This is a genomic window from Streptomyces sp. NPDC002463 (genome assembly GCF_042889835.1).
Lineage (GTDB): Bacteria > Actinomycetota > Actinomycetes > Streptomycetales > Streptomycetaceae > Streptomyces > Streptomyces nymphaeiformis.
On sequence record NZ_JBIARL010000001.1, the window covers coordinates 447,126 to 467,099 of the forward strand.

At 74.0% G+C, this 19,974-nt stretch carries 19 protein-coding genes; 12 read left to right on the forward strand and 7 right to left on the reverse strand.

Annotated elements, in window-relative coordinates; all coding sequences use genetic code 11:
* Positions 1 to 14: 14 nt before the first annotated feature.
* The 4 genes from ACFYX3_RS02010 to ACFYX3_RS02025 all read right to left on the reverse strand — a co-directional run bounded on the left by ACFYX3_RS02010 (position 15) and on the right by ACFYX3_RS02025 (position 3,124).
* Positions 15 to 983 carry a hypothetical protein gene (locus ACFYX3_RS02010; RefSeq protein ID WP_389007181.1) on the reverse strand — a complete coding sequence of 323 codons (969 nt, stop codon included), beginning with the start codon at positions 981 to 983 and terminating at the stop codon, positions 15 to 17.
* A gap of 234 nt (positions 984 to 1,217) precedes the next feature.
* Complete coding sequence (locus ACFYX3_RS02015) at positions 1,218 to 1,499, reverse strand: hypothetical protein (RefSeq protein WP_116159126.1); 282 nt, start codon at positions 1,497 to 1,499, stop codon at positions 1,218 to 1,220.
* Between the two features lie 223 nt (positions 1,500 to 1,722).
* Complete coding sequence (locus ACFYX3_RS02020; protein ID WP_389007183.1) at positions 1,723 to 2,610, reverse strand: hypothetical protein; 888 nt, start codon at positions 2,608 to 2,610, stop codon at positions 1,723 to 1,725.
* 274 nt (positions 2,611 to 2,884) lie between these two features.
* Positions 2,885 to 3,124: a chaplin gene (locus ACFYX3_RS02025; RefSeq protein ID WP_116165347.1), complete on the reverse strand. Its 240-nt coding sequence runs from the start codon at positions 3,122 to 3,124 to the stop codon at positions 2,885 to 2,887.
* Positions 3,125 to 3,506: 382 nt separating this feature from the next.
* Between ACFYX3_RS02025 and ACFYX3_RS02030 the strand changes: the two genes are divergently transcribed.
* The 9 genes from ACFYX3_RS02030 to ACFYX3_RS02070 all read left to right on the forward strand — a co-directional run bounded on the left by ACFYX3_RS02030 (position 3,507) and on the right by ACFYX3_RS02070 (position 14,171).
* Positions 3,507 to 4,565 carry a DUF3344 domain-containing protein gene (locus ACFYX3_RS02030; protein ID WP_389007186.1) on the forward strand — a complete coding sequence of 353 codons (1,059 nt, stop codon included), beginning with the start codon at positions 3,507 to 3,509 and terminating at the stop codon, positions 4,563 to 4,565.
* A gap of 1 nt (position 4,566) precedes the next feature.
* Positions 4,567 to 5,703, forward strand: coding sequence for a glycosyltransferase (locus ACFYX3_RS02035; protein WP_389007188.1), 1,137 nt, complete (start codon positions 4,567 to 4,569; stop codon positions 5,701 to 5,703).
* Positions 5,700 to 7,151 (forward strand): exopolysaccharide biosynthesis polyprenyl glycosylphosphotransferase, encoded by a 1,452-nt coding sequence (locus ACFYX3_RS02040; RefSeq protein WP_389007190.1) that lies wholly within the window; start codon positions 5,700 to 5,702, stop codon positions 7,149 to 7,151. The genes ACFYX3_RS02035 and ACFYX3_RS02040 overlap by 4 nt, the downstream gene beginning before the upstream one ends.
* A gap of 2 nt (positions 7,152 to 7,153) precedes the next feature.
* On the forward strand, positions 7,154 to 8,464 hold the full coding sequence (locus ACFYX3_RS02045; protein ID WP_389007192.1) for an O-antigen ligase family protein: 1,311 nt from the start codon (positions 7,154 to 7,156) through the stop codon (positions 8,462 to 8,464).
* 364 nt (positions 8,465 to 8,828) lie between these two features.
* A complete protein-coding gene (murJ, locus tag ACFYX3_RS02050; RefSeq protein ID WP_389008064.1) occupies positions 8,829 to 10,499 on the forward strand; it encodes a murein biosynthesis integral membrane protein MurJ in 1,671 nt (556 codons plus the stop codon).
* On the forward strand, positions 10,399 to 11,214 hold the full coding sequence (locus tag ACFYX3_RS02055; RefSeq protein WP_389007194.1) for a polysaccharide deacetylase family protein: 816 nt from the start codon (positions 10,399 to 10,401) through the stop codon (positions 11,212 to 11,214). Before murJ ends, ACFYX3_RS02055 begins: the two co-directional genes overlap by 101 nt.
* Positions 11,211 to 12,344 carry a glycosyltransferase gene (locus ACFYX3_RS02060; RefSeq protein WP_382655452.1) on the forward strand — a complete coding sequence of 378 codons (1,134 nt, stop codon included), beginning with the start codon at positions 11,211 to 11,213 and terminating at the stop codon, positions 12,342 to 12,344. The genes ACFYX3_RS02055 and ACFYX3_RS02060 overlap by 4 nt, the downstream gene beginning before the upstream one ends.
* Positions 12,345 to 12,357: 13 nt before the next feature.
* A complete protein-coding gene (locus tag ACFYX3_RS02065) occupies positions 12,358 to 13,035 on the forward strand; it encodes a lipopolysaccharide biosynthesis protein (protein WP_389007196.1) in 678 nt (225 codons plus the stop codon).
* Positions 13,032 to 14,171, forward strand: a complete 1,140-nt coding sequence (locus ACFYX3_RS02070) for a GNAT family N-acetyltransferase (RefSeq protein WP_389007198.1) — start codon at positions 13,032 to 13,034, stop codon at positions 14,169 to 14,171. Before ACFYX3_RS02065 ends, ACFYX3_RS02070 begins: the two co-directional genes overlap by 4 nt.
* 27 nt (positions 14,172 to 14,198) lie before the next feature.
* Here the strand turns inward: ACFYX3_RS02070 and ACFYX3_RS02075 are convergent, their stop codons facing one another.
* Positions 14,199 to 15,683: a glycoside hydrolase family 26 protein gene (locus ACFYX3_RS02075; RefSeq protein WP_389007200.1), complete on the reverse strand. Its 1,485-nt coding sequence runs from the start codon at positions 15,681 to 15,683 to the stop codon at positions 14,199 to 14,201.
* Positions 15,684 to 15,837: 154 nt separating this feature from the next.
* Between ACFYX3_RS02075 and ACFYX3_RS02080 the strand changes: the two genes are divergently transcribed.
* A complete protein-coding gene (locus tag ACFYX3_RS02080) occupies positions 15,838 to 17,148 on the forward strand; it encodes an ATP-grasp domain-containing protein (protein ID WP_389007202.1) in 1,311 nt (436 codons plus the stop codon).
* 14 nt (positions 17,149 to 17,162) lie between these two features.
* Positions 17,163 to 18,431: a SidA/IucD/PvdA family monooxygenase gene (locus ACFYX3_RS02085; RefSeq protein ID WP_389007204.1), complete on the forward strand. Its 1,269-nt coding sequence runs from the start codon at positions 17,163 to 17,165 to the stop codon at positions 18,429 to 18,431.
* Between the two features lie 67 nt (positions 18,432 to 18,498).
* Here the strand turns inward: ACFYX3_RS02085 and ACFYX3_RS02090 are convergent, their stop codons facing one another.
* Positions 18,499 to 18,732 carry a chaplin gene (locus tag ACFYX3_RS02090; RefSeq protein ID WP_382655441.1) on the reverse strand — a complete coding sequence of 78 codons (234 nt, stop codon included), beginning with the start codon at positions 18,730 to 18,732 and terminating at the stop codon, positions 18,499 to 18,501.
* Positions 18,733 to 18,908: 176 nt separating this feature from the next.
* A complete protein-coding gene (locus tag ACFYX3_RS02095; RefSeq protein ID WP_376592824.1) occupies positions 18,909 to 19,322 on the reverse strand; it encodes a rodlin in 414 nt (137 codons plus the stop codon).
* A 219-nt stretch (positions 19,323 to 19,541) separates the two neighbouring features.
* Here ACFYX3_RS02095 and ACFYX3_RS02100 point away from each other — a divergent pair, with 219 nt between their 5' ends.
* A complete protein-coding gene (locus ACFYX3_RS02100; RefSeq protein WP_376592826.1) occupies positions 19,542 to 19,952 on the forward strand; it encodes a rodlin in 411 nt (136 codons plus the stop codon).
* Positions 19,953 to 19,974 lie beyond the last annotated feature (22 nt).

A 19,974-nucleotide genomic window follows, 5' to 3' on the forward strand; every position in this document is an offset into this window, starting at 1 on the left:
CGGCGCTCGGGGTGTCAGTGCCGGCGGGCGAGCCGTCCGCCGCGGAGGTAGACGACGGCGCCACCGATGATCAGCGCGGCGCTGATCGCGCCCGCACCCATGAGCTCGGTCTCCATACCGGTGTCGGGCAGCTCCCCACAATCGTGCGGGCCCCCACCGTGACCGGGCTTCTCACAGGTCGGCTTGCCGGTGGGCTGCTCGGTCGGGTGATCGGTGGGGTGGCCGGTCGGGTGATCGGTGGGGTAGCCGGTGGGATGCCCGGTGGGGTGGCCCGTCGGGTGACCCGTGGGGTGACCGCTCGGGTGGCCGCTCGGGTGGCCGCCGGGGTGACCGGTCGGGTGGCCGGTGGGATGGCCGGTCGGGTGACCCGTGGGATGGCCGGTCGGGTGACCCGTCGGGTGACCGGTGGGGTGACCCGTGGGATGGCCCGTCGGGTGACCGGTCGGGTGACCCGTGGGATGGCCCGTCGGGTGACCGGTCGGGTGACCCGTCGGGTGACCGGTCGGGTGACCGGTCGGGTGACCCGTGGGGTGGCCCGTGGGGTGGCCCGTGGGGTGGCCCGTCGGGTGACCGGTCGGGTGACCGGTCGGGTGACCCGTCGGGTGGCCCGTCGGGTGACCGGTCGGGTGGCCGGTCGGGTGGCCGGTCGGGTGGCCCGGCTGCTCCTCGCCGTAGCCGCCCGGACCCTCGCCGTAGCCGCCCGGACCCTCGCCGTAGCCGCCCGGGCCCTCGCCGTAGCCGTCGGGTTCCTCCGCCTGGTTGCAGAGGTCTCCGACGGCTGCCGCGACGACGCCGCCGAGCTCCATGGTCTTGCCGCAGACGTCCGCCGGCACGGTGGCGTGGGCACGGCCGGCCGCACGGGAGCCGGGACCGTCGCCCGAACCCGCGTGGGAGTTCGCGGCCAGGGCGAATCCGCCGGTCAGCGACAGGATGCCGGTCGCTGCAGCCGCGGTGAGTACTTTCCTGCTGATGATGGACCGCATACCGCTCTTCCTCTGGAGAAAGGGAGAGACCGGCGAGGATCCCCCCTCGCTCCGACCGGCCTGATCCGCACCGACGTTCAAGGGGGATCGGCCAAAAGGTATGGGTCGACGCCCGGCGCACAGCCGTGGCCACACGGCAGCTGATCAGAAAATCATTCGATCAGCCGACCGCGAGGAACGGCGGCACGGAAGTCCGCCGCAAGTGCCCGTGGGGCCGGTGTTGCTGAGGTGGCGTCAGCCGCCGAGCGGGAGGCCGCCGGGGACCGGGAGGCCGCCGAGCAGCGGGGCGCCCTTGGTGGCGGTGTTCAGCTGGTCGGCCGCCTTCGTGACGGTCTGGACCGGGGAGCCGTCCGTGGTGCTGCTCAGCATGTCGCTCTTGAGCCCGTTGGCGGCGATCGCTTCGAGTCCACCGTTCAGGCTGGTGGGGGTCAGCGCCTCGGAGGCCATGGCGGGCGCGGCGGCGCCCAGGGCCATCAGCGAACCGGCGACGACCGCGGCGACCTTGGTGGGCTTCATGGAGTGAATCCTTCCTCTGTGCTTTCAAGTCACTTTCCGCACAGGGTTCTTGACGGAATCCTGTACGTCGTCCTGCTTCTGTAACGAGGAGTGAGCGCCCCGGAAACTCCGGGAGGAAGGATTTCTCGGTACTGCACCCGATCGATGCGGGCCGGTGCTATTTGCCGATCGCACACGCCCGTACCGGCCCGGCGGAAGCCGGGCCGGTACGGGGTGCGGGGTGCTACCGGGCGGGCAGCGGGGGCTTGACCGGCAGCTCGGGCGCGGCGACCGGCGGCTCGACAGGCAGCTCGGGCGCGGTGACCGGGAGCTGCGGGAGCGCGGGCAGCCCCGCGAGGTCCGGCGCGGGCAGGCCGCTGCCGAGCACGGTGGAGACGGCCAGGTTGACCAGCGAGGTCAGCGTCGAGGTGACCTGCGGTACGACTCCGCCGGCGTCGCCGGAGGTGACGGCGGCGAGGAGGCCGGCGACGGCCTTCTCGACGCTCGCGAGGGCGTCGGACACGACGTCCGCCGGGGCGGCCTTCCCGGCCGCCGAGGCCGCGCCGGCGGCGACTGCCGCGACGGGCAGATCCACGGGCGGCTTCACCGGGAGCTCGGCGGCGGGGGGCGTCACGGGCAGCTCGGCGGCGGGGGGCGCCGCCGGGAGCTCCGCCGCGGGCGGCGTGACCGGCAGCTCTGCGGCGGGCGGGGTGACCGGGAGCTCGGCCGCGGGCGGGGTCACCGGCGCGGCGACCGGGAGGTCGGGGGACGGCGGGATGGCCGGGAGCTGCGGTGCGGGGCCGTCCGGGACGGCGGCCGCGGCCTTAGCCTCCTCGACCGCCGCGGCGATCTTCGCCTTGAAGGCCTCGACGTCGGCCGCGGGCAGCCGGCCCGAGTCGGCCTTGAGCGCGGCCGTGACGAGTTCGGTCACGGGGGTGATCACCGAGCCGAGTTCGCCGAGCGCCTGGGCCTGGGCCAGGAGGGCGGCGGCGTCCGGGGCGGGCGCGTGCGCGGCCCGGTCGGCCGCGGGAGACGGGTGGTGTTCGCCGGCGAAGGCGGGTCCCGCCGCGCCGAGGGAGATGGCGGCGGATATCGCCAGGGCGGTGAGACGGCGTATGGCCAGGGGACGCATATGTGTTCCTTTTCCTTATGCGTCGGACAACTGCTCTCTCACGGTGCCTGCGGGTATAGCCCTCCGCAACCGAGGTACTACGCAGCGCCACGTCCCCGTTCGAGTGAATCCGCCCCGGGAGCCCGCCCCCGAAGGGGCGTACGCCGTTGCACCGGACGGCGCACGAGGGTGCGTCCGAACGAGTACCGAACCAGTGCGGGCAAGGGAAAAGCCGGTGCGCCCGCCCCGGGGGGCGGGCGCACCGGCTTCGGAAGGACCGATCAGGCGTGCGAGATCAGGCGTTGACGCAGGTGTTGCCGAAGGCCGGGTTCAGCAGGCCGATGACGCTGACGGTGTTGCCGCAGAGGTTCACCGGGACGTGGACCGGCACCTGGACGACGTTGCCGGAGAGGACACCGGGGGACTTCACGGCCGCGGCCTCGGCGCCGGCGTCGGCGGAGGCGGCACCAGCGGTACCGGCGACGGCGGCGGCGGCACCCACGGTCAGGACAACGGCCTTGGCGATACGGGACATGGGGAGGTGCTCCTCGATCGAATTCATCCAACTCGGACTGCGCGAACCGTTCGGCCCGACTCCCTCAACAACGCCCCGGCTTTTCATCGGTTGCTCTCCCGAACGGGTGACGTTCAACCGATCTTTGGGCCATAAGAGGGCCATTCGAGGGACTGGGCGTGGAATGGCGCAACACGCTCAACGAGGAACCGGCCGCCCAGATACGGGAGTTAGCGTTTCCGGGCATCTAATGCGTACTATCGCCCCGGTTCGGGGTTATAACGTTCCCGAACGTTGCTTCCGGGCCCGCCGCGCGTTCACTCATTTCGTGCGGACGACACCTTCATCTCCCCCGGCCTGCTCGGGTCTTCCCTCCCTTCTCTCATCAAAGCGGAGAACCTGTATGCGGAATTCAGCGGTTCTTGCCGTGCGTCGCAGCGTGTTGTGCGCCTTGTCGTGTGCGGCCCTGACCGCCGCGCTGCCAGGCGCCTCCGCAGCAGCGCCCCGGCCCCGGGAGGCGGCCCGCGTCCCCTTCGCCGCGCGCCACCAGGCCGTGCAGCACGGTGGGATCGTGCGCGCCGCCAACACCTCGGCGAAGGGCGCGAAGGGCACCGAGTCGGTCAACGACGGTGCCGGGATCGTGTACGTCGACGTGGACCGCGACCCCAACACGTACAACTCCAGCCGCGCCGAGCTCGCGGTGCCGGCCGGGGCCCGGGTCACCTGGGCCCGGCTCTACTGGGGCGGGAACCTGCGGGTGGGCGAGCAGAAGCCGCCGAAGGACGACGGCCGCGTGCTGATCGCCGAGCCCGGCGGCCGGTACAAGGCGCTGCTCGCCGACTCCGTGATCGGTCACCGCACGGCCGACGGCGCCGACGCCTTCCAGGCCTCCGCCGACGTCACGGACCTGGTCCGCCGGTCGCACCCGGGGCTGTGGACGGTCGCGCAGGTCAACGTCGCCATGGGCCGTTCCGCGGTGGGCGGCTGGGGCGGCTGGACGCTCGTCGCCGCGTACGAGAAGGCCTCGGAACCGCTGCGCAGGATCAGCGTCTGGGACGGTTTCGAAACGGTCGGTCCGCGCGCCGGGGAGCTGCGCGTCCCGGTCGACGGAAACCGTTTTCCCAAGGGTGTCTCCGGGCGTCTCGGGCTGATCGCGTATGACGGTGACCGGGGGACTTCCGGGGATTACCTGACGGTGGAAACGAGCCGTTCGAAGAGCACCCGTATCTCCGATTCCGCCAATTCCGCGGACGACGTGCTGAACTCCACCGTCACCGAATTCGGCACCGGTCGTACCGTACGACGGCCCGATCGTACGAACACCCTCGGATACGACTCCGACGTGTTCGATCTGCGGGGGGCGCTGCGCGCGGGGGGCGACCGGGTGCACGTCCGGGTCGGCAGCCGGAAGGACACCGTCTGGCTCGGTGCCGTCTTCCTCCAGGCCGACGTCCGGCGCTGACGTGCTGTCACCATTCCACGCGGACCTCGCGTCCGTCACCGTCCTGCACGCGGTCCAGCCCGGCGACGGCGGGGTCGCCCGTGTCGTCGTCGACCTGGTCCGCGCCCAGCGTGCCGCCGGCCTGCGGGTCGCGGTCGCCTGCCCGCCCGGCACCCGGCTCTCCGCCGCCGTCCGCGCCGAGGGCGCCGAGACCCACGACTGGCGGGCCGGCCGCGACCCCGGTCCCGCCGTCCTCCGCGAGACGCGGGACCTGGCCCGGCTGATCCGTGCGGTCGCGCCCGGGCTCGTCCACGCGCACAGCGCCAAGGCCGGTCTGTGCGCCCGACTCGCCGTGCGGGGACGGATTCCGACGGTGTATCAGCCGCACGCCTGGTCCTTCGAGGCCGTCGAGGGGCGGACCGCCGCGGTCGTCCGGCGCTGGGAGCGGTTCGGCGCCCGGTGGACGGACCGCGTCCTGTGCGTGAGCGAAGCCGAGCGGCGTACCGGCGAGGCGGCCGGGGTCGTGGCGGACTGGTCGGTCGTCCACAACGGCGTGGACACGGCCCGGTTCGCCACCGACGGGCCGCCGCGCAATCCGGCGCCCACGGTCGTCTGCGTGGGCCGGCTCTGCCGTCAGAAGGGCCAGGACGTGCTGCTCGCCGCCTGGCCCTCGGTCCTCGCGGAGGTGCCCGCGGCCCGGCTCGTGCTGGTCGGCGACGGCCCGGACGGCGAGGCCCTGCGGGCCGGCGCCGGTCCGTCGGTGCGGTTCACGGGGGCCGTCGAGGACCCCGTGCCCTGGTACCGGGCCGCCGACGTGGTCGTCCTGCCGTCCCGCTGGGAGGGCATGGCCCTCGCCCCCCTGGAGGCCATGGCCGCCGGCCGGCCGGTCGTCGTGAGCGACGTCGACGGGGCCCGCGAGAGCCTGCCGCCCGCCCATGAACCCCTGTGCCTGGTCCCGCCCGAGGACCCGGCCGCGCTCGCCGCCGCTCTGGGCCGCCTCCTCGGCCGGCCTGAGCTGCGGCACCGCCTGGGCCGCGAGGCCCACGAGCACGTACTCAGCAGATTCGACGTCCGGCGCACCGGCGCGGCCGTCGCGGATGTCTACCGCGAGCTGGCCGGAGTGCGGGGGGCCGAGCACAGAGAGCCGATTGCGCAGTGACCACGGAAAGTACCAGCGTTCCCTCCTCGCCGGGGCCCTGGCCCACGGCGGGCCAGGCCTTCGGCCTCGCCTCCCTCGCGCCGCGCCGCAGCACGCCCGGCCGGCTCGCGCTGCCGCGCCACCGCCGTGAGCGGCCGCGGTCCGGCGTGGCGGCGCTCGTGGCGGTCGACGCCCTCGCCGTCCTCGCCGCCGCGTCGGTGCTGAGCGCGGCGCACCACGACCTGCGGCTCGTGCTGCCGGTGATGGCGCTCGTCCTCGTCCTCGACGGGCAGGCGGGGCTCTACCGGCCGCCCGCGCACATCCGGGCCCTGGACGAGCTGCCCGCGCTGGGGTCCCGCGCCGGATTCGCCTGGTGCCTGGCGGCGGCCTCGGTCGCCGCGTACTCCCCCGGTCTGGCGATCGGGCCGCTGCGGCTCTGCGCCGCGTACGGCACGCACGTCGCCCTGGTGTGCCTGGTCCGGGCCGTGGTCCTCGGGCGGCGGCGCCGGATCGCGCGGGAGCGTCCGCGCTCGGCGCTCGTCGTCGGCTCGGCGGGGGCCGCGCGCCGGTTCGCCGCGGCGGCCGCCCAGCACCCGGAGTACGGGGTGCGACCGGTCGGGATCGTCGGCGTGCCGGAGCAGGGCGGCGCGTCCCGCACGGTCGGGGAGGCCGGGCTCCCGGTGCTCACGACGACCGAGGAGATCCACCGGGCGGTCATCCAGAACACCGTGCGCGACGCGGTGTTCCTCGACGACGACCCGAATCTGGTGTCGCTCTTCCAGCAGTACGGCTGCACCACCTGGCGGGTCGGCGGCCGACACCAGGACGGGCCGATGGGCGCGCACATGTGGGGGTACGCCTGGCAGCGCGTCGTCCCGCTCGACGAGCGGCGCGGGCGGGCCTCCAAGCGGGCCCTCGACATCGTCCTCGCCACCCCCGCGCTCGCGCTCGCGCTGCCGGTGCTGCTGCTCTGCGCGCTCGCCGTGCGGCTCTCGGACGGTCCCGGGGTGCTGTTCCGGCAGGAGCGGGTGGGCCAGCACGGGCGCCACTTCACGCTGCTCAAGTTCCGTACGCTGCGGCCCTCCGACGACACCGAGTCGGCGACCCGCTGGAACGTGGCGGGCGACCGTCGGATGAGCGCGGCGGGCAGCTTCCTGCGGAAGACCTCGCTCGACGAGCTGCCGCAGCTGTGGAACGTGCTGCGCGGGGACATGAGCCTGGTCGGGCCGCGGCCCGAACGCCCTTACTTCGTCGCCCAGTTCAGCAAGATCCACGCGGGGTACGCGGCCCGGCACCGGATGCCGGTGGGCCTCACGGGCCTCGCGCAGGTGCACGGGCTGCGCGGCGACACCTCGATCGAGGACCGCTGCCGCTTCGACAACCACTACATCGACCACTGGTCGCTCTGGCAGGACGTCTGCATCCTGCTGCGCACGGCGGCCGGGCTGGTCCGACCCACGGGGAGCTGAGGATGGCCACGGCCGTGACGGTGCCCGCCTCGGGCCTCGACGTACGGGACCTGGCCCGGAGGGCCGGGGCGCTGTCCCCGGTCCTCGCCGTGATCGCACTGCTGCTCGTCCCGGGCGGCGGCGGCGCGCAGGGCGGCACCGGCGGCACGGGGACGGTCGCGGACGCGGCCTCCGGGCTCCTGGTCGTGATCTGCCTGGTGCGGGTGCTGCGCGGCGGGGCCCGGCCGCTGACCCGGGCGGCGGCCGTCGTCCTCGGCCTGCCGGTGCTCGGGATCTGCCTGGCCGCGATCACCTCGAACGACCCGGCGGCGAGCCTGCCGGGCGTCGCCCGTTACGTGCAGGTCTTCGTCCTCGTGCCGGCGGCCGTGCTCCTGACGATCCGCGACCGGCGGGACTTCGCCGTGATCGCCTGGGGCCTGGTCGCGTTCGCGCTGCTCCAGGGCGCGGTGGGCGTCGCCCAGTACCTGACGGGCACGGGCGCCTCGTACCAGGGCGAGGACATCCGGGCCGTCGGCACCTTCGGCGCCACCGACGTGATGGGCATGGCGACGGTCGTCGCGTACGGGCTCGTCGTCGTCACCGGGATCGCGCTCGGCAGCGGTCCCGGCCGCGCCCGCACGGTCGCGACGGTCTGCGCGGCGCTCCTCTTCGTACCCCTCGTGCTGTCGTTCAGCCGGGGCGCGTGGATCGCGACCGTGCTCACCTGCGTGATCCAGCTGCTGCTCGCCGGGGTGCGGCGGGCGGCCCGGGTGGCGCTCGCGGCCGCCGCGCTCGGCGTGGTCCTCGTCGGCGGCCTCGGGGTCGGTTCGACGATGGTGAAGGAGCGGGTCGGCAGCATCACGCAGGTGGCGGCCGCGCCGGACCAGTCCGTGACCGACCGGTACACGATGTGGGCCGCGGCCGGGCGGATGTGGCGTACGGAGCCGGTCACGGGCATCGGCCTCAAGGGCTTCCCCCAGTACCGCGACTCGAACGCCTCGCTCGCGCTCTCCTCCGGCAGCGACACCGCCGGCGCGGGCGCCGCCTTCGCGCGCCAGCCGCTGCTGTCCCCGCACAACATGTACCTCCTGGTGCTGAGCGAGCAGGGCCTGGTGGGACTGCTCGCCCTGGCCGGCAGCTGGCTGGCGCTGCTCGTCGGCGCGCTGCGGCGGCAGCGGCTCGGCGCGGACTGCGCGCTCGTCGCGACGGGCCTGCTCGCCTGGCAGCTCATCGACTTCTTCTACGCGGACATCGGCGGCCCGTCGACCGTCCTGATGTCGGTCGTGTTCGGTCTGGCGGCCTGGTGGTCGCTGGCGGAGGTGAGGCGTGCGTGACCCGTGGGCCGGGGCACCGGAGCCCACGGACGCAGCGTGGGCCGAGGGCCCCCGCCCCTCGCCCAGGCCGCCCTGCGGCACCCCGCTGACCGACCCCTGGCCGACCTCGCCTCCGGGCCCCACGGACTCCCCGTGGCCCCCGGGGGCCGTCGTGCTGCCGGGGGCGGGGACACCGGCGGGCGGGACGGGAGCGGGATCCGCCGGTGCCGGTGCGGCGTCCGGGCGGGGTGCCGGGACCTCCACGGCCGCGAGGCCGCTGCTCGCCGGGGCCCGGCGCGTGGCGCGGCGTCCCGCCCCGCCCGCGCCCGCGCGGCCCGTGGCCGCCGCCCCGCCCTCCGGCCGCCGGGCGCACGCACGCCCGCGCATGGCCCGCGAAGGGGCGCCCGGGGGTGGCGGGTTCCTCGCGAAGGCGGCGGCCGTGACGGCGGGGCTCACCGCGGCCGGGGCGGTGCTCGGGCTCGTGCGGGACCAGATCATGGCCGGGTACTTCGGCGCCGGGGCCGGGACCGACGCGTTCCTGGTGGCGTGGACCGTGCCCGAGTTCGCCTCGACGCTGCTCATCGAGGACGCGATGGCGCTGATCCTGGTGCCCGCCTTCTCCCGCGCCCTGGCCCGCCGTTCGGCCGGGCTGCCCGGCGATCCGGTGCGCGACCTCGTGCGCGGGACGCTCCCCCGGCTCGTCCTGACCCTGGGCATCGTCGCCGTCGTCCTGATCCTCGCCGCACCGCTGCTCGTGGCCGCGCTCGCACCGGGCCTGCCCGACCCGTCGCTCGCCGTCGACTGCACACGCCTCACCGGGACCTGCGTGCTGTCGTTCTCCCTGGTGGGGTACTGCTCGGCGGCACTGCGGGCGCACGGGCGGTTCCTGCCGCCGGCCGCGATCTACGTCGCGTACAACGTGGGGATCATCGGCACGATCCTGGTCCTCCGCGAACCGTTCGGGGTGCGGTCCGCGGCCGCCGGGGTCGCCGTCGGCGGCGTCCTGATGGTCCTCGTGCAGGCGCCTTCGCTCCTGCGGGAGCTGAAGGCCCCCCGGCGGAAGGAACCGACGACACCCGCCCCCGCCTCCACCGGCGAGGGACGCATCCTGGCCCTCGGTCTCATCGCGCCCGTCGTCGCGTTCTCCCTGTGCCGCCAGTCCCAGACACTGATCGAGCGCTTCCTCGCCTCCCCGCTGCCCGCCGGCGCCATCTCGCATCTGAACTACGCGCAGAAGGTCGCGCAGATGCCGATGATCCTCTCCCTGATGCTGTGCACGGTCAGCTTCCCGGTGGTCGCCCGCGCGCTCGCGGCCGGCGACCCGGAGGCGGCCCGCCGCCGGGTCGAGCGGGATCTGCTGCTCGCCGCCCTCGTCGTGCTGGTCGGCACCTCGACGGTGATCGCCGCCGCGCCCCGGATCGTGGAACTGCTCTTCGAGCGCGGCGAGTTCACGGGGGCGGACACCACCGCCACCGCCGCCGTCATGCGGGTGTACGCGCTCGGCCTGCTCGGCCAGACGATGGTCGGTGCCCTCGTCCGCTGCTACTTCTCCGCCGCCCGCCCCCTCTGGTACCCGGCCGCCGCCATGGCCGCCGGTCTCGCCACGACCGCCGCCGCCGGCGTCCCCGGCGCCCACTACTGGGGCGCGGTCGGCATCGCCGCCGCCAACGCGCTCGGCATCACCCTCAGCGCCGTCCTGCTGCTGCGGGGCGCGCACCGCCAGGCCGTCCCGGTCCACGTCGACCGGCTCGGCGAGGGACTCCTCAGGCTCGCCACCGCCGGCGCCTGGGCCACCGGCGCCGGCTGGCTCTGCCAGCTGGCGATCGGCTCCGCCGTCCTCGCCGTCGCCGTCGCCGGCCTCGTCGTCGTCGGCGTCTTCGTGCTCTTCATCGCCTGCGCCGCCAAGGCGCCCGACATCCCGCCCCTGCCCCGCTCCGCCTTCCGGAGGACCCCCCATGCCCGCCGCCACCGCGCTGCGCCGTCTGCTGCCGAAGCCGCCTCTGTGGAAACCGCCCCTGTGGGTGGCGATGTACCACTCGATCACGGACACCGCTGACGATCCGTACCGGGTGACCGTCTCCCCCGTGCGCTTCGCCCGGCAACTGCACTGGCTCGGCGACCGGGGGCTGCGCGGGGTGTCGGTGCGGGAGCTGCTCGACGCCACCGCCGAGGGCCGCGCCGAGGGGCTCGTCGGCCTGACCTTCGACGACGGGTACGCGGACTTCCTCGACTCGGCGCTGCCGCTGCTCCAGCGGCACGGTTTCACGGCGACGGTGTACGTCCTGCCGGGCCGTCTCGGCGGCGAGAACGGCTGGGACTCGGCGGGGCCGCGCAAGCCGCTGCTCGACGAGGACGGGATCCGGCGGATCGCCGACGCCGGGATGGAGGTCGGCTCGCACGGCCTGCGGCACGTCCCGCTGACCGAGGCCGACGACACGGCGCTGGCCGCCGAGACCCGGCACAGCCGTGAGCTCCTGGAGGAGATGACCGGCCGGCCGGTGGAGGGCTTCTGCTACCCGTACGGGCAGGTCGACCCGCGGGTGATCCGCGCCGTGCGGAAGGCCGGCTACCGCTACGGCTGCGCGATCGACCCGGGCCCGCACACCGGCACGTACGCCCTGCCCCGCGTCCACATCGGCGAGAACGACACCCCCTGGCGGCTCACGGCCAAGCGCGTCCTGCACCCGCTGCGCCGCCGCCACCCCGCCGACCTGCTGCCCGCCGCGTGCGGCCCCACCGCGCACGGCCCGGCCCCGGTCGGTGCGCCGTGAAGGTCCTGCACGTCATCACCGGTCTCGGCATCGGCGGCGCCGAGCAGCAGTTGCGGCTGCTGCTCCGCCACCTCCCGGTGGACGGCGGGGTGGTCACGCTCACCAACCCGGGCGCCGTCGCCGCCGGCATCGAGGCCGACGGGACGCCCGTCATCCACCTCGGCATGGCCGGGAACCGCGATGTCGGGGCGCTGCCCCGGCTCGCCCGGATCGTCCGGCAGGGCCGCTACGACCTCGTGCACACACATCTCTACCGGGCGTGCGTGTACGGCAGGACGGCGGCCCGGCTCGCCGGGGTCCGCCGGGTCATCGCCACCGAGCACTCCCTCGGCGAGACCCAGATCGAGGGCCGGCCGCTGTCCGCGGGCACCCGCGCGCTCTATCTGGCGTCCGAGCGGCTCGGCACCTCCACGGTCGCCGTCTCGCCGAGCGTCGCCCGCCGGCTCGCGGACTGGGGCGTGCCCCCGCAGCGGATCCGGGTGGTGCCGAACGGCATCGAGACCGGCCGGTTCGCCTTCGACGCACGCGCCCGGCGCCTCACCCGGGGCGTGCTCGGCATCCCCGGGGACGCGTACGTCGTCGGCGGGGTCGGGCGGCTCACGCCGGGGAAGCGGTTCGACCGGCTGATCCGGGCGGTGGCCTCGGTGCCGGAGGCGCGGCTGCTCCTCGTCGGCGAGGGCGAGCACCGCGAGGAGCTGCTGCGGGTGGCGCGGGAGTGCGGGGCGGCCGGCCGGGTCCTGTTCTTCGGGGCCTGCGAGGACCCGCCGACCGGCGGCCCGCAGGGGCCCATGCTGCCCGAACTCCTCGCCGCCATGGACGTCTTCGTGTCCACCTCCCCCGACGAGACCTTCGGGCTCGCGGTCGTCGAAGCCCTCGCGGCGGGCCTTCCCGTGCTGTACGTGGCCTGCCCGGCGATCGACGACCTGCCCCCGGACGCGGCACCGGGCGCACGCCGGATCGGCGAGTCCGTGTCCGAGCTGGTCTCCGCGCTGCGCGGCATCCGGGACGCCCGGCTCGCCCGGCTCCCGCAGCCGGAGGCCGCCCGCCGCTACGACATCGCGCACAGCGCACGGCAGTTGATGTCCCTCTACGACCAGGCCGTCCACGGCATCCCCTCCCCCGCGAAGTGAGAGAACCCGTCCGATGAACACCACCCCACCCCGCGCCCTCCTCCCCGCCGGTCTGCGGTCCCCCGGCCGCTGGGCGGTCCTGCCCGCCGCCGTCCTCGCCGGCGCGGTCCTCGGCGGCGGCTACGGAGCGCTGAAGACCCCGGAGTACGCGGCGACCAGTTATGTCATCGTCGTACCGGCCGAGAAGGCCGACCCGGCGGGGGCGCTCGGCTTCGCCCAGGCGTACGGGCGGGTCGCCACCGACATCGCGGTGACCGGCGACGCCCAGGTGTGGGCGGGCGTCACCGCCGACACCCTGCGGAAGAACGTGCAGGCGGCGACCTCCCCGGACGCGCCGATGATCTCGATCACCGCGCGCGCGGCGAAGCCCGCCCAGGCGGTCTCCATGGCCGACGGGGTGGCCCGCGCGCTCATCCTGAACAGCTCGCACGTGGCGGGCAGCACGGGCGTGAAGGTCGTCCAGTTCTCCCGCGCCACCAAGCCCGTCGCGCCCGTCTCCCCCTCCGCGCCGCTGTCCGCGCTCGTCGGCGGCTGTGCGGGCGGCCTCCTCGGCGGCCTGGCCCTCCTGGTCCGCCCGAAGCGCTCCGCCGCGCGCGGCGAGGCCCGGCACTCCCGGCAGGCGACCGCCCCGGCCGGATCCGCCGCGGTGCCCGCCCCGGCGGCCGCCGCGCACCAGGTGGAGGCGGTGTGAGCCCGAGAGCCTCCGCCCCGGGCGGGCTGCGCACCGAGGTCTGCCGTGACGAGGAGGAGTTCGGGCGGCTCTCGGCCGAGTGGACGGCGCTGTACGGGCGCTGCTCCTCCGCCACCCCGTTCCAGTCCCACTCCTGGCTGCACTCCTGGTGGCTCTCGTACGGCCGTCCCGGTGCGCTGCGGGTGGTGCTCGTGCGACGGGACGGCGGCGAACTCGTCGCCGCCGCGCCCCTGATGCGGGCCCGTGGGCCGCTGCCCGCCCTCACCCAGCTCGGCGGCGCCATCACCGACTTCACGGACGTCCTCCTCGACGACGACTGCCCGGACGCGGCGCCCGCCCTCGCCGGGGCCCTCGCGCGGGCCGCCCGCGGCGCGGTCCTCGACCTGCGGGAGGTCCGGCCCGGAGCGGCCAGCGAACGCGTCTTCGCCCACTGGCGCGGCCCGCGCCGCCGGCTGCCCGACTCGCTCTGCCTGGAGCTGCCCGCCGTCCCCATGGAGGGGCTCCTCGAACGGATCCCGTCCGGGAAGGCCCAGCGGGTCCGCGCCAAGCTGCGGAAACTGGACGCGCTCGGCATCGACGCGCACGTCGTGACCGGCGAGGAGGTCCCCGCCGCCCTCGACCGGCTCCTGAAACTCCATCAACTCCAGTGGCAGGGGCGGGGAGTCACCACCGAGCACACCAGCGAGCGGTTCGCCCAGCACCTCACCCGGGCCGTGCGGCCCATGGTCGAGCACGGCGACGCGATGGTCACCGAGTTCCGGCTCGCCGGGGACGTGGTCGCCGCCGACCTCACCCTGATGTCCCCGCGGCTCGCGGGCGGCTATCTGTACGGCGCCGACCCGGCGCTGCGCGCCCGCAAGGTCGACGTGGCGACGATGCTGCTGCGCCATGGGGCCCGCGAGACCAGCGCGGGCGGGCGGGCCACGCTCAGCATGCTGCGGGGCAGCGAGTCGTACAAGCAGCACTGGCGCCCCGAACCGGTGCGCAACCGCCGGCTGCTCCTCACCGGGCGCGGTACGGCGCCGCTGCTCTGGCTGCGCGCGGGTGCGGCCGACGTCCGGCGCTGGGCGGCCCGTCAGGCGCGGGAACGGGCCTGGGTGGGGCGGATGCTCGGCCGCGGTGGCGGCGGCGGATGAGTTCCGCCACCGCCACCGTGAGCGGTGTCAGAAGGGCCAGACCTCCTTCAGGGTGTTCTGCCAGTCGAGGTCGACATCGTCCTTCCAGTCACCCTTGGGGACGCAGAGGGCCCCACCGAGCCAGCTCTCCACCCACGAACCGAGGTCGACGTTCCAACAGTCGGGCTTCGGCTCGGGCTTGGGTTCCGGCTTGGGCTCGGGCTTCGGCTCGGGCTTCGGTTCCGGCTTGGGCTCGGGCTTCGGCTCAGGCTTCGGTTCCGGCTTCGGCTCGGGCTTCGGCTCGGGCTTCGGTTCCGGCTTGGGCTCGGGCTTCGGCTCAGGCTTCGGTTCCGGCTTGGGCTCAGGCTTCGGCTCAGGCTTCGGCTCAGGCTTCGGCTCAGGCTTCGGCTCAGGCTTCGGTTCCGGCTTCGGCTCGGGCTTCGGCTCAGGCTTCGGCTCAGGGATCGTCGGGTCCGTCGGATCGGTCGGATCGGTCGGGTCCGTCGGGAGTTCCGGTTCCGTGCCGTACAGCGCCTGTCGGAACACCAGCGAGGACTGCGGATTGTCGTCGCACTGCCAGACGCCGTGCGGGCAGTAGTCGGTGATCGTGTGATACAGCGGCTTGTGCTGCTTCATCCAGTCCAGCATGCGCCGCATGTATTCCGGGTTGTCGCCGTTCCGGAAGAGCCCCCATTCGGGATAGGAGATCTGCTTTCCGTGCTCGGCGGCGAAATCGACCTGCTTCTGCAGGCCGTACGGTTCGCTGACGTGCCGGTCGAAACCGCTCCCCGCCGGCTGGTCGTACGAGTCCATGCCGATGATGTCGACGACGTCGTCGCCCGGATAGCACTCGGTCCAGGGAATCGCGTCGAGGCCGCGGCTGGGGTTGAAGTCGAAGCGGAACTTCTGGCCCGGTACGGAACGCATCGCGGTGACGATCCGGTTCCAGTACTTCTTCCACGCGGTGGGGTCGGGGGCGCACCGGTGGCTGTAGGTGGTGCCGTTCATCTCCCAGCCGAGGACGACGACCGTGTCCAGGGCTCCTTGTTCGACGAGGTGTTCGGCGAGGGTCGTGAAGTGGTGGTCGTAGTAGCCGGCGGCGCCGAGCTGGAGCTGGCGGCGGACCTCGCGGTCGGAGAGGCGGGCCTCGTTGCGCTCCAGCATGGGCACGTTGAGGACGAACATGCGGTCGGTGCGGGAGTTGCGCCAGTCGGCCCAGGCCTCCAGGAATCCGGGCTGTCCCTCGATGTTCGACCAGAGGTCGCCGGGCAGGTAGGTGTGGCCGACGCGGAGTTCGTGGCCGCCGAGCCAGCGTTCGAGCTGGCCGATGCGGGTGACTCCGAGCCTGCCCGAGTCGAGGAAGGCGCCCATGGCGACGCCGGCGAGGGTCGGGCCGGGGTCTTCCGCCGCCGGGCCCGTCACGGATTCGGCTGCCTGGGCGGGGGCGGAGAGCAGGACGGAGCCCGAGGCGAGGAGGCCGGCGGTGAACACCCCCAACCATGCTCTCGATCTTCTCCGGTGTGCAGATGCCATGGCCGCTCCTTCGCGTACGCCTTTTGATGATCCGTCAATCCGATGTTCCGAAAGTATTCCTAATGAGCCGACCGTGAACTCGGCTTCCCTCTGCTCCGTAGTCCATTAGAGGATTTCATCGCCCAGTTGGGGCACCCGAGATGAAGGGCATGCCGTGCCGCCCAGTCAGCTTTTCGACACCAGCGTCCCCACCGTCCTCGTGCGGCTCGACCGGAACCCCTTCCATCACGGCACGCTCGGGGCCGCGCGTTCGCTGGGGCGGGCGGGAATTCCGGTCCACGCCGTCATCGAATCGAGCACCAGCCCTGTCGCACACTCGCGCTATCTCCGCTCGGCCCGGGTGCGCCCCGGGACGGATTCCGGAACCGACCTCTCCGCCCTCCTGACCCGGATCGCGGACGAGATCACCGACGACCCGTCACATCCCGTGCTCGCCGTGCCGCTGGACGACGTCAGCGCCCTCGCCCTGGCCCGCCACCGCCCCGGACTCGTCCCCCGCCTCCTGCTGCCCGAGCAGACCGAGGAGCAGCTCCTGAAGGTCGCAGACAAGGCGGAACTCGCCGATACCTGCGCCGAGCTGGGCCTGCCCCATCCCCGTACCGAGATCCCCGAGGGCGCCGACGAGGCCGCCGCCATGGCCTGGTCGCTCGGCCTCCCGGTGGTCGCGAAGTGGAGCCGGCCCTGGCTGCTCCCGGCCGGCGGCGGGCTGCGGAGCACCTCGATCGTGCGCTCCCTGGCCGAGGTGCGGGAGCTGTACGCCCGCACCCCGGAGGCCGGCAGCCGACTGCTGCTCCAGGAGCTGCTCCCGGCGGGCCGGGACCTCGACTGGTTCTTCCACGGATACGTGGACGCGGCGGGCCGCTGCCCGACCGGGTCGACCGGCCGCAAGGAGCGCTCCTGGCCGGACGGGGCCGGGCTCACCGCCTCCGGACGCTGGACGGTGAACCCGACCGTGGAGCGGACGGCCCGCGACCTGCTCGACGCGCTGGGCTACCGGGGCGTGTGCGACCTGGACTTCCGGCTGAACCGGGCGACCGGCGCGTACCACCTGCTCGACTTCAACCCCCGGCCCGGCGCCCAGTTCCGGCTCTTCACCGACCCGGACGGACTCGACGTGGTCCGGGCGCTGCACCTGGACCTCACCGGCCGCCCCGTGCCGCCGCACTCCCCCGCGCACGGCCGACGGTTCCTCGTCGAGAACTACGCGGCGCTCTCGCTGCTCGCCTCCCCGCGCCGCCGGTACGCCCCCGAGCCGGACGCCGCGCGGGGGCGGACCGAGTGCGCCTGGTTCGCGGCCGACGATCCGGCGCCCGCGCTCGCCATGGGCGCCGCCTGGCTCGCACACCTGCTGCGCAAGGCCCTCGCCGCGCTCCGCCGGGCGCTCGCGTCCCGCCGGAGGGGCCCGGCCGTCACCGCCGCGCCGCCCCCGGCCCGTACCTCCAGCGACCAGCTCACCCCACGATGAACACGGAAGGCACGATGTCGACGTCGAAGTACGACCTGGTGGTCGTCGGGGCCGGCCCCTACGGCCTGTCCGTGGCCGCCCACGCCGCGGCCCACGGACTGAACCTCCGGACCTTCGGCCGCTCGATGGACTCCTGGCACGCCATGCCCTCCGGGATGTTCCTGAAGTCGGAGCCCTGGGCCTCCCATCTCTCCGACCCGGCGGGCTTATACGGCCTCGACGCCTACGCGGCGGCCCGGGGCGTGCGCGCCGAGCACGGCCTCCCCCTCCCGGTCGGCTTCTTCGCCGCGTACGGCGACTGGTTCGCCCGGCAGGCCGTGCCCGCCCTCGACGAGCGGCTCATCGGCTCGGTCGCGCCCACCGCCGGCGGCTTCGAGCTGCGCACCGAGGACGGCGAGGCCGTGCGCGCCCGGACGGTGGCGCTGGCCGTCGGCGTCCTGCCGTTCCTGGAGATCCCCGAACCCCTGCGGGCACTGCCCCGGCGGTACGTCACCCACTCCGGCCACCACGGCGAACTCGACGGCCTCGCCGGCCGGGACGTCACCGTCGTCGGCGCCGGGCAGGCGGCCCTGGAGACCGCCACGCTCCTCGTCGAGCGGGGCGCCGCCGCCGTACGGATCGTCGCCCGCGCCGGCCGGCTGAACTGGAACACCCTGCCGCCGCCCCTCGACCGCGACCCGTGGCGCTCGCTGCGCGCCCCGCACACGGGGCTCGGCTGCGGCTGGCGGAACAAGCTGTACGCGGACACCCCCGGAGTCTTCCGGCGCCTTCCGGCCGCCACCCGCGAACGGATCTTCGACTCGGCACTCGGCCCCGCGGGCGCCTGGTGGCTCCGCGATCGGTTCGCGGCGATCGGCGACGTCCGCCTGGGGCAGCGGGTCACCTCGGCGAAGGTGACCGGGGACGGCCGGCTCCGGCTCGACGTGGCGGGGCCGGACGGGACGACGGCCCTGGAGACGGACCACGTGATCGCGGCGACCGGCTTCACCCCGAGCCTGGACCGGGCCGGGGTCCTCTCCCCCGCCCTGCGCGGGGCACTGCGCAGGGTCGGGCCGGGCGGCGCCCCCGAGGTCGGCGGCCTCTTCGAGTCCTCCTGGCCGGGCCTCTTCCTCGCCGGGCTGCTCACGGCCCCCTCGTACGGACCGTCGATGCGGTTCGTGTTCGGCGCCGAGTACACGGCGGGACGTCTGGTGAAGGGGGTACGGCGGCGGCTGCGGGCGGGCGCCGGGCGTGGCGTCCTCGGCCGGCCGCGTACGGGCGGGAAGGCGCCGGTCCCGGCATGACGGAGGGTCGGTCCCGGAGAGCGGATGCTCTCCGGGACCGGCCCTCCGTGCCTGCGGGCGCCGGGACTCAGGCGTTGATGCAGGTGTTGAAGGCGGCCGGGTTCAGGGCGCCGACGACGTTCACGCTGTTGCCGCAGACGTTGATCGGGACGTGGATCGGGATCTGCACGACGTTCCCGGAGAGGACGCCCGGCGAACCGACGGCGAGGCCGGTCGCGTCCGCGTCGGCGAAGGCGGGGGACGCCACACCCATGGCCATGACGATTCCGGCGATGACGGCCGCGGCCTTCTTACAGTTCATTGCGTCTGGATCCTTTCCTCGGCGGAATGAATTTCCGCTGCACACAACACAACGACCATGCCGCACAGAGGAAACCGGAATAACACCGACACCCGCTCTTTCACCCCATTGCCCGCACGGAAAAGGGCCGGCGGGAACGTCCTCGTTCCCGCCGGCCCCGTCGTGCGCGAGACGGATCAGCCGTTGTAGGCGCCGTTCCCGGAGAGGACCGGGATGTCCTCGACCAGGTGCGACAGCGGCTCGTCGCCCTTCGCCTGCGTGGAGTTCTCCGCGCACTGCTGGTTCTGCGGGGAGGACAGGACGTTGACGTCCTGGACGGCGACCGGGACGAGGAGGCCGAAGACGGAACCGACGTTGCCCTTGACCGGGGCGCCCAGGCAGAGCTTGTTCAGCGAGCCCTGGACGGCCGAGAACTGCGGGCTCATGTCGCCGTGGGTCTTCGAGTTGCCGAACGACTGGTGTGCGCCGTTGCCGCTCAGCGAGGTCGTGCCGCCGTCGTCGGCGATGGCGAGCGCCGGGGAGGCCGCCGCAGCAGAAGCGCCGACAACAGAGGCCGTCACAGCCGCAGCCGCCATAATCTTCTTGATCACGGTGATTCCGTTCCTGTTCCCACCAATCGACCTGATTGATGCGACGGGATCAACTGCGGTCGCGGGCTTTGGTTCCGGCACTTCACTCGTTCGACTGTGTCCGTGTTTCGCGCTGCCGCGCGCGCTCCGCCAAGGGGGTGACACAGCGGAACCCCCGTGCCCGGAGGCCTGTTGATCAGGTCGCTCCCTGCACGGAGCCGGTTCTAGAAGGGAACTCCCGTGATCAAGAAGGTTATGGCCACCGCGGCCGCAGCCGTCTCCATCGTCGGCGCCACCGCCGCCGTTGCCTCCCCCGCGCTCGCCATCGCCAACGACGGCGGCACCACGTCGCTCTCGGGCAACAACGCGCACCAGGAGTTCGGCAACTCCGCCACCTACGGCAACATGAGCCCGCAGTTCGCGCTCGTCCAGGGCTCCCTGAACAAGCCCTGCATCGGCCTGCCCGCCAAGGTCAACGCCGGTTCGCTCATCGGCGCCATCCCGATCGCCGTCCAGGACATCAACGTCCTGTCGTCCCCGCAGAACCAGCAGTGCACCGAGAACTCCACCCAGGCCAAGGGTGACGAGGCTCTGTCGCACATCCTGGACGACATCCCGGTCCTGTCGGGCAACGGCGTCGGCAACAACTGACGTTCCGCCTGAGCGCGACGAC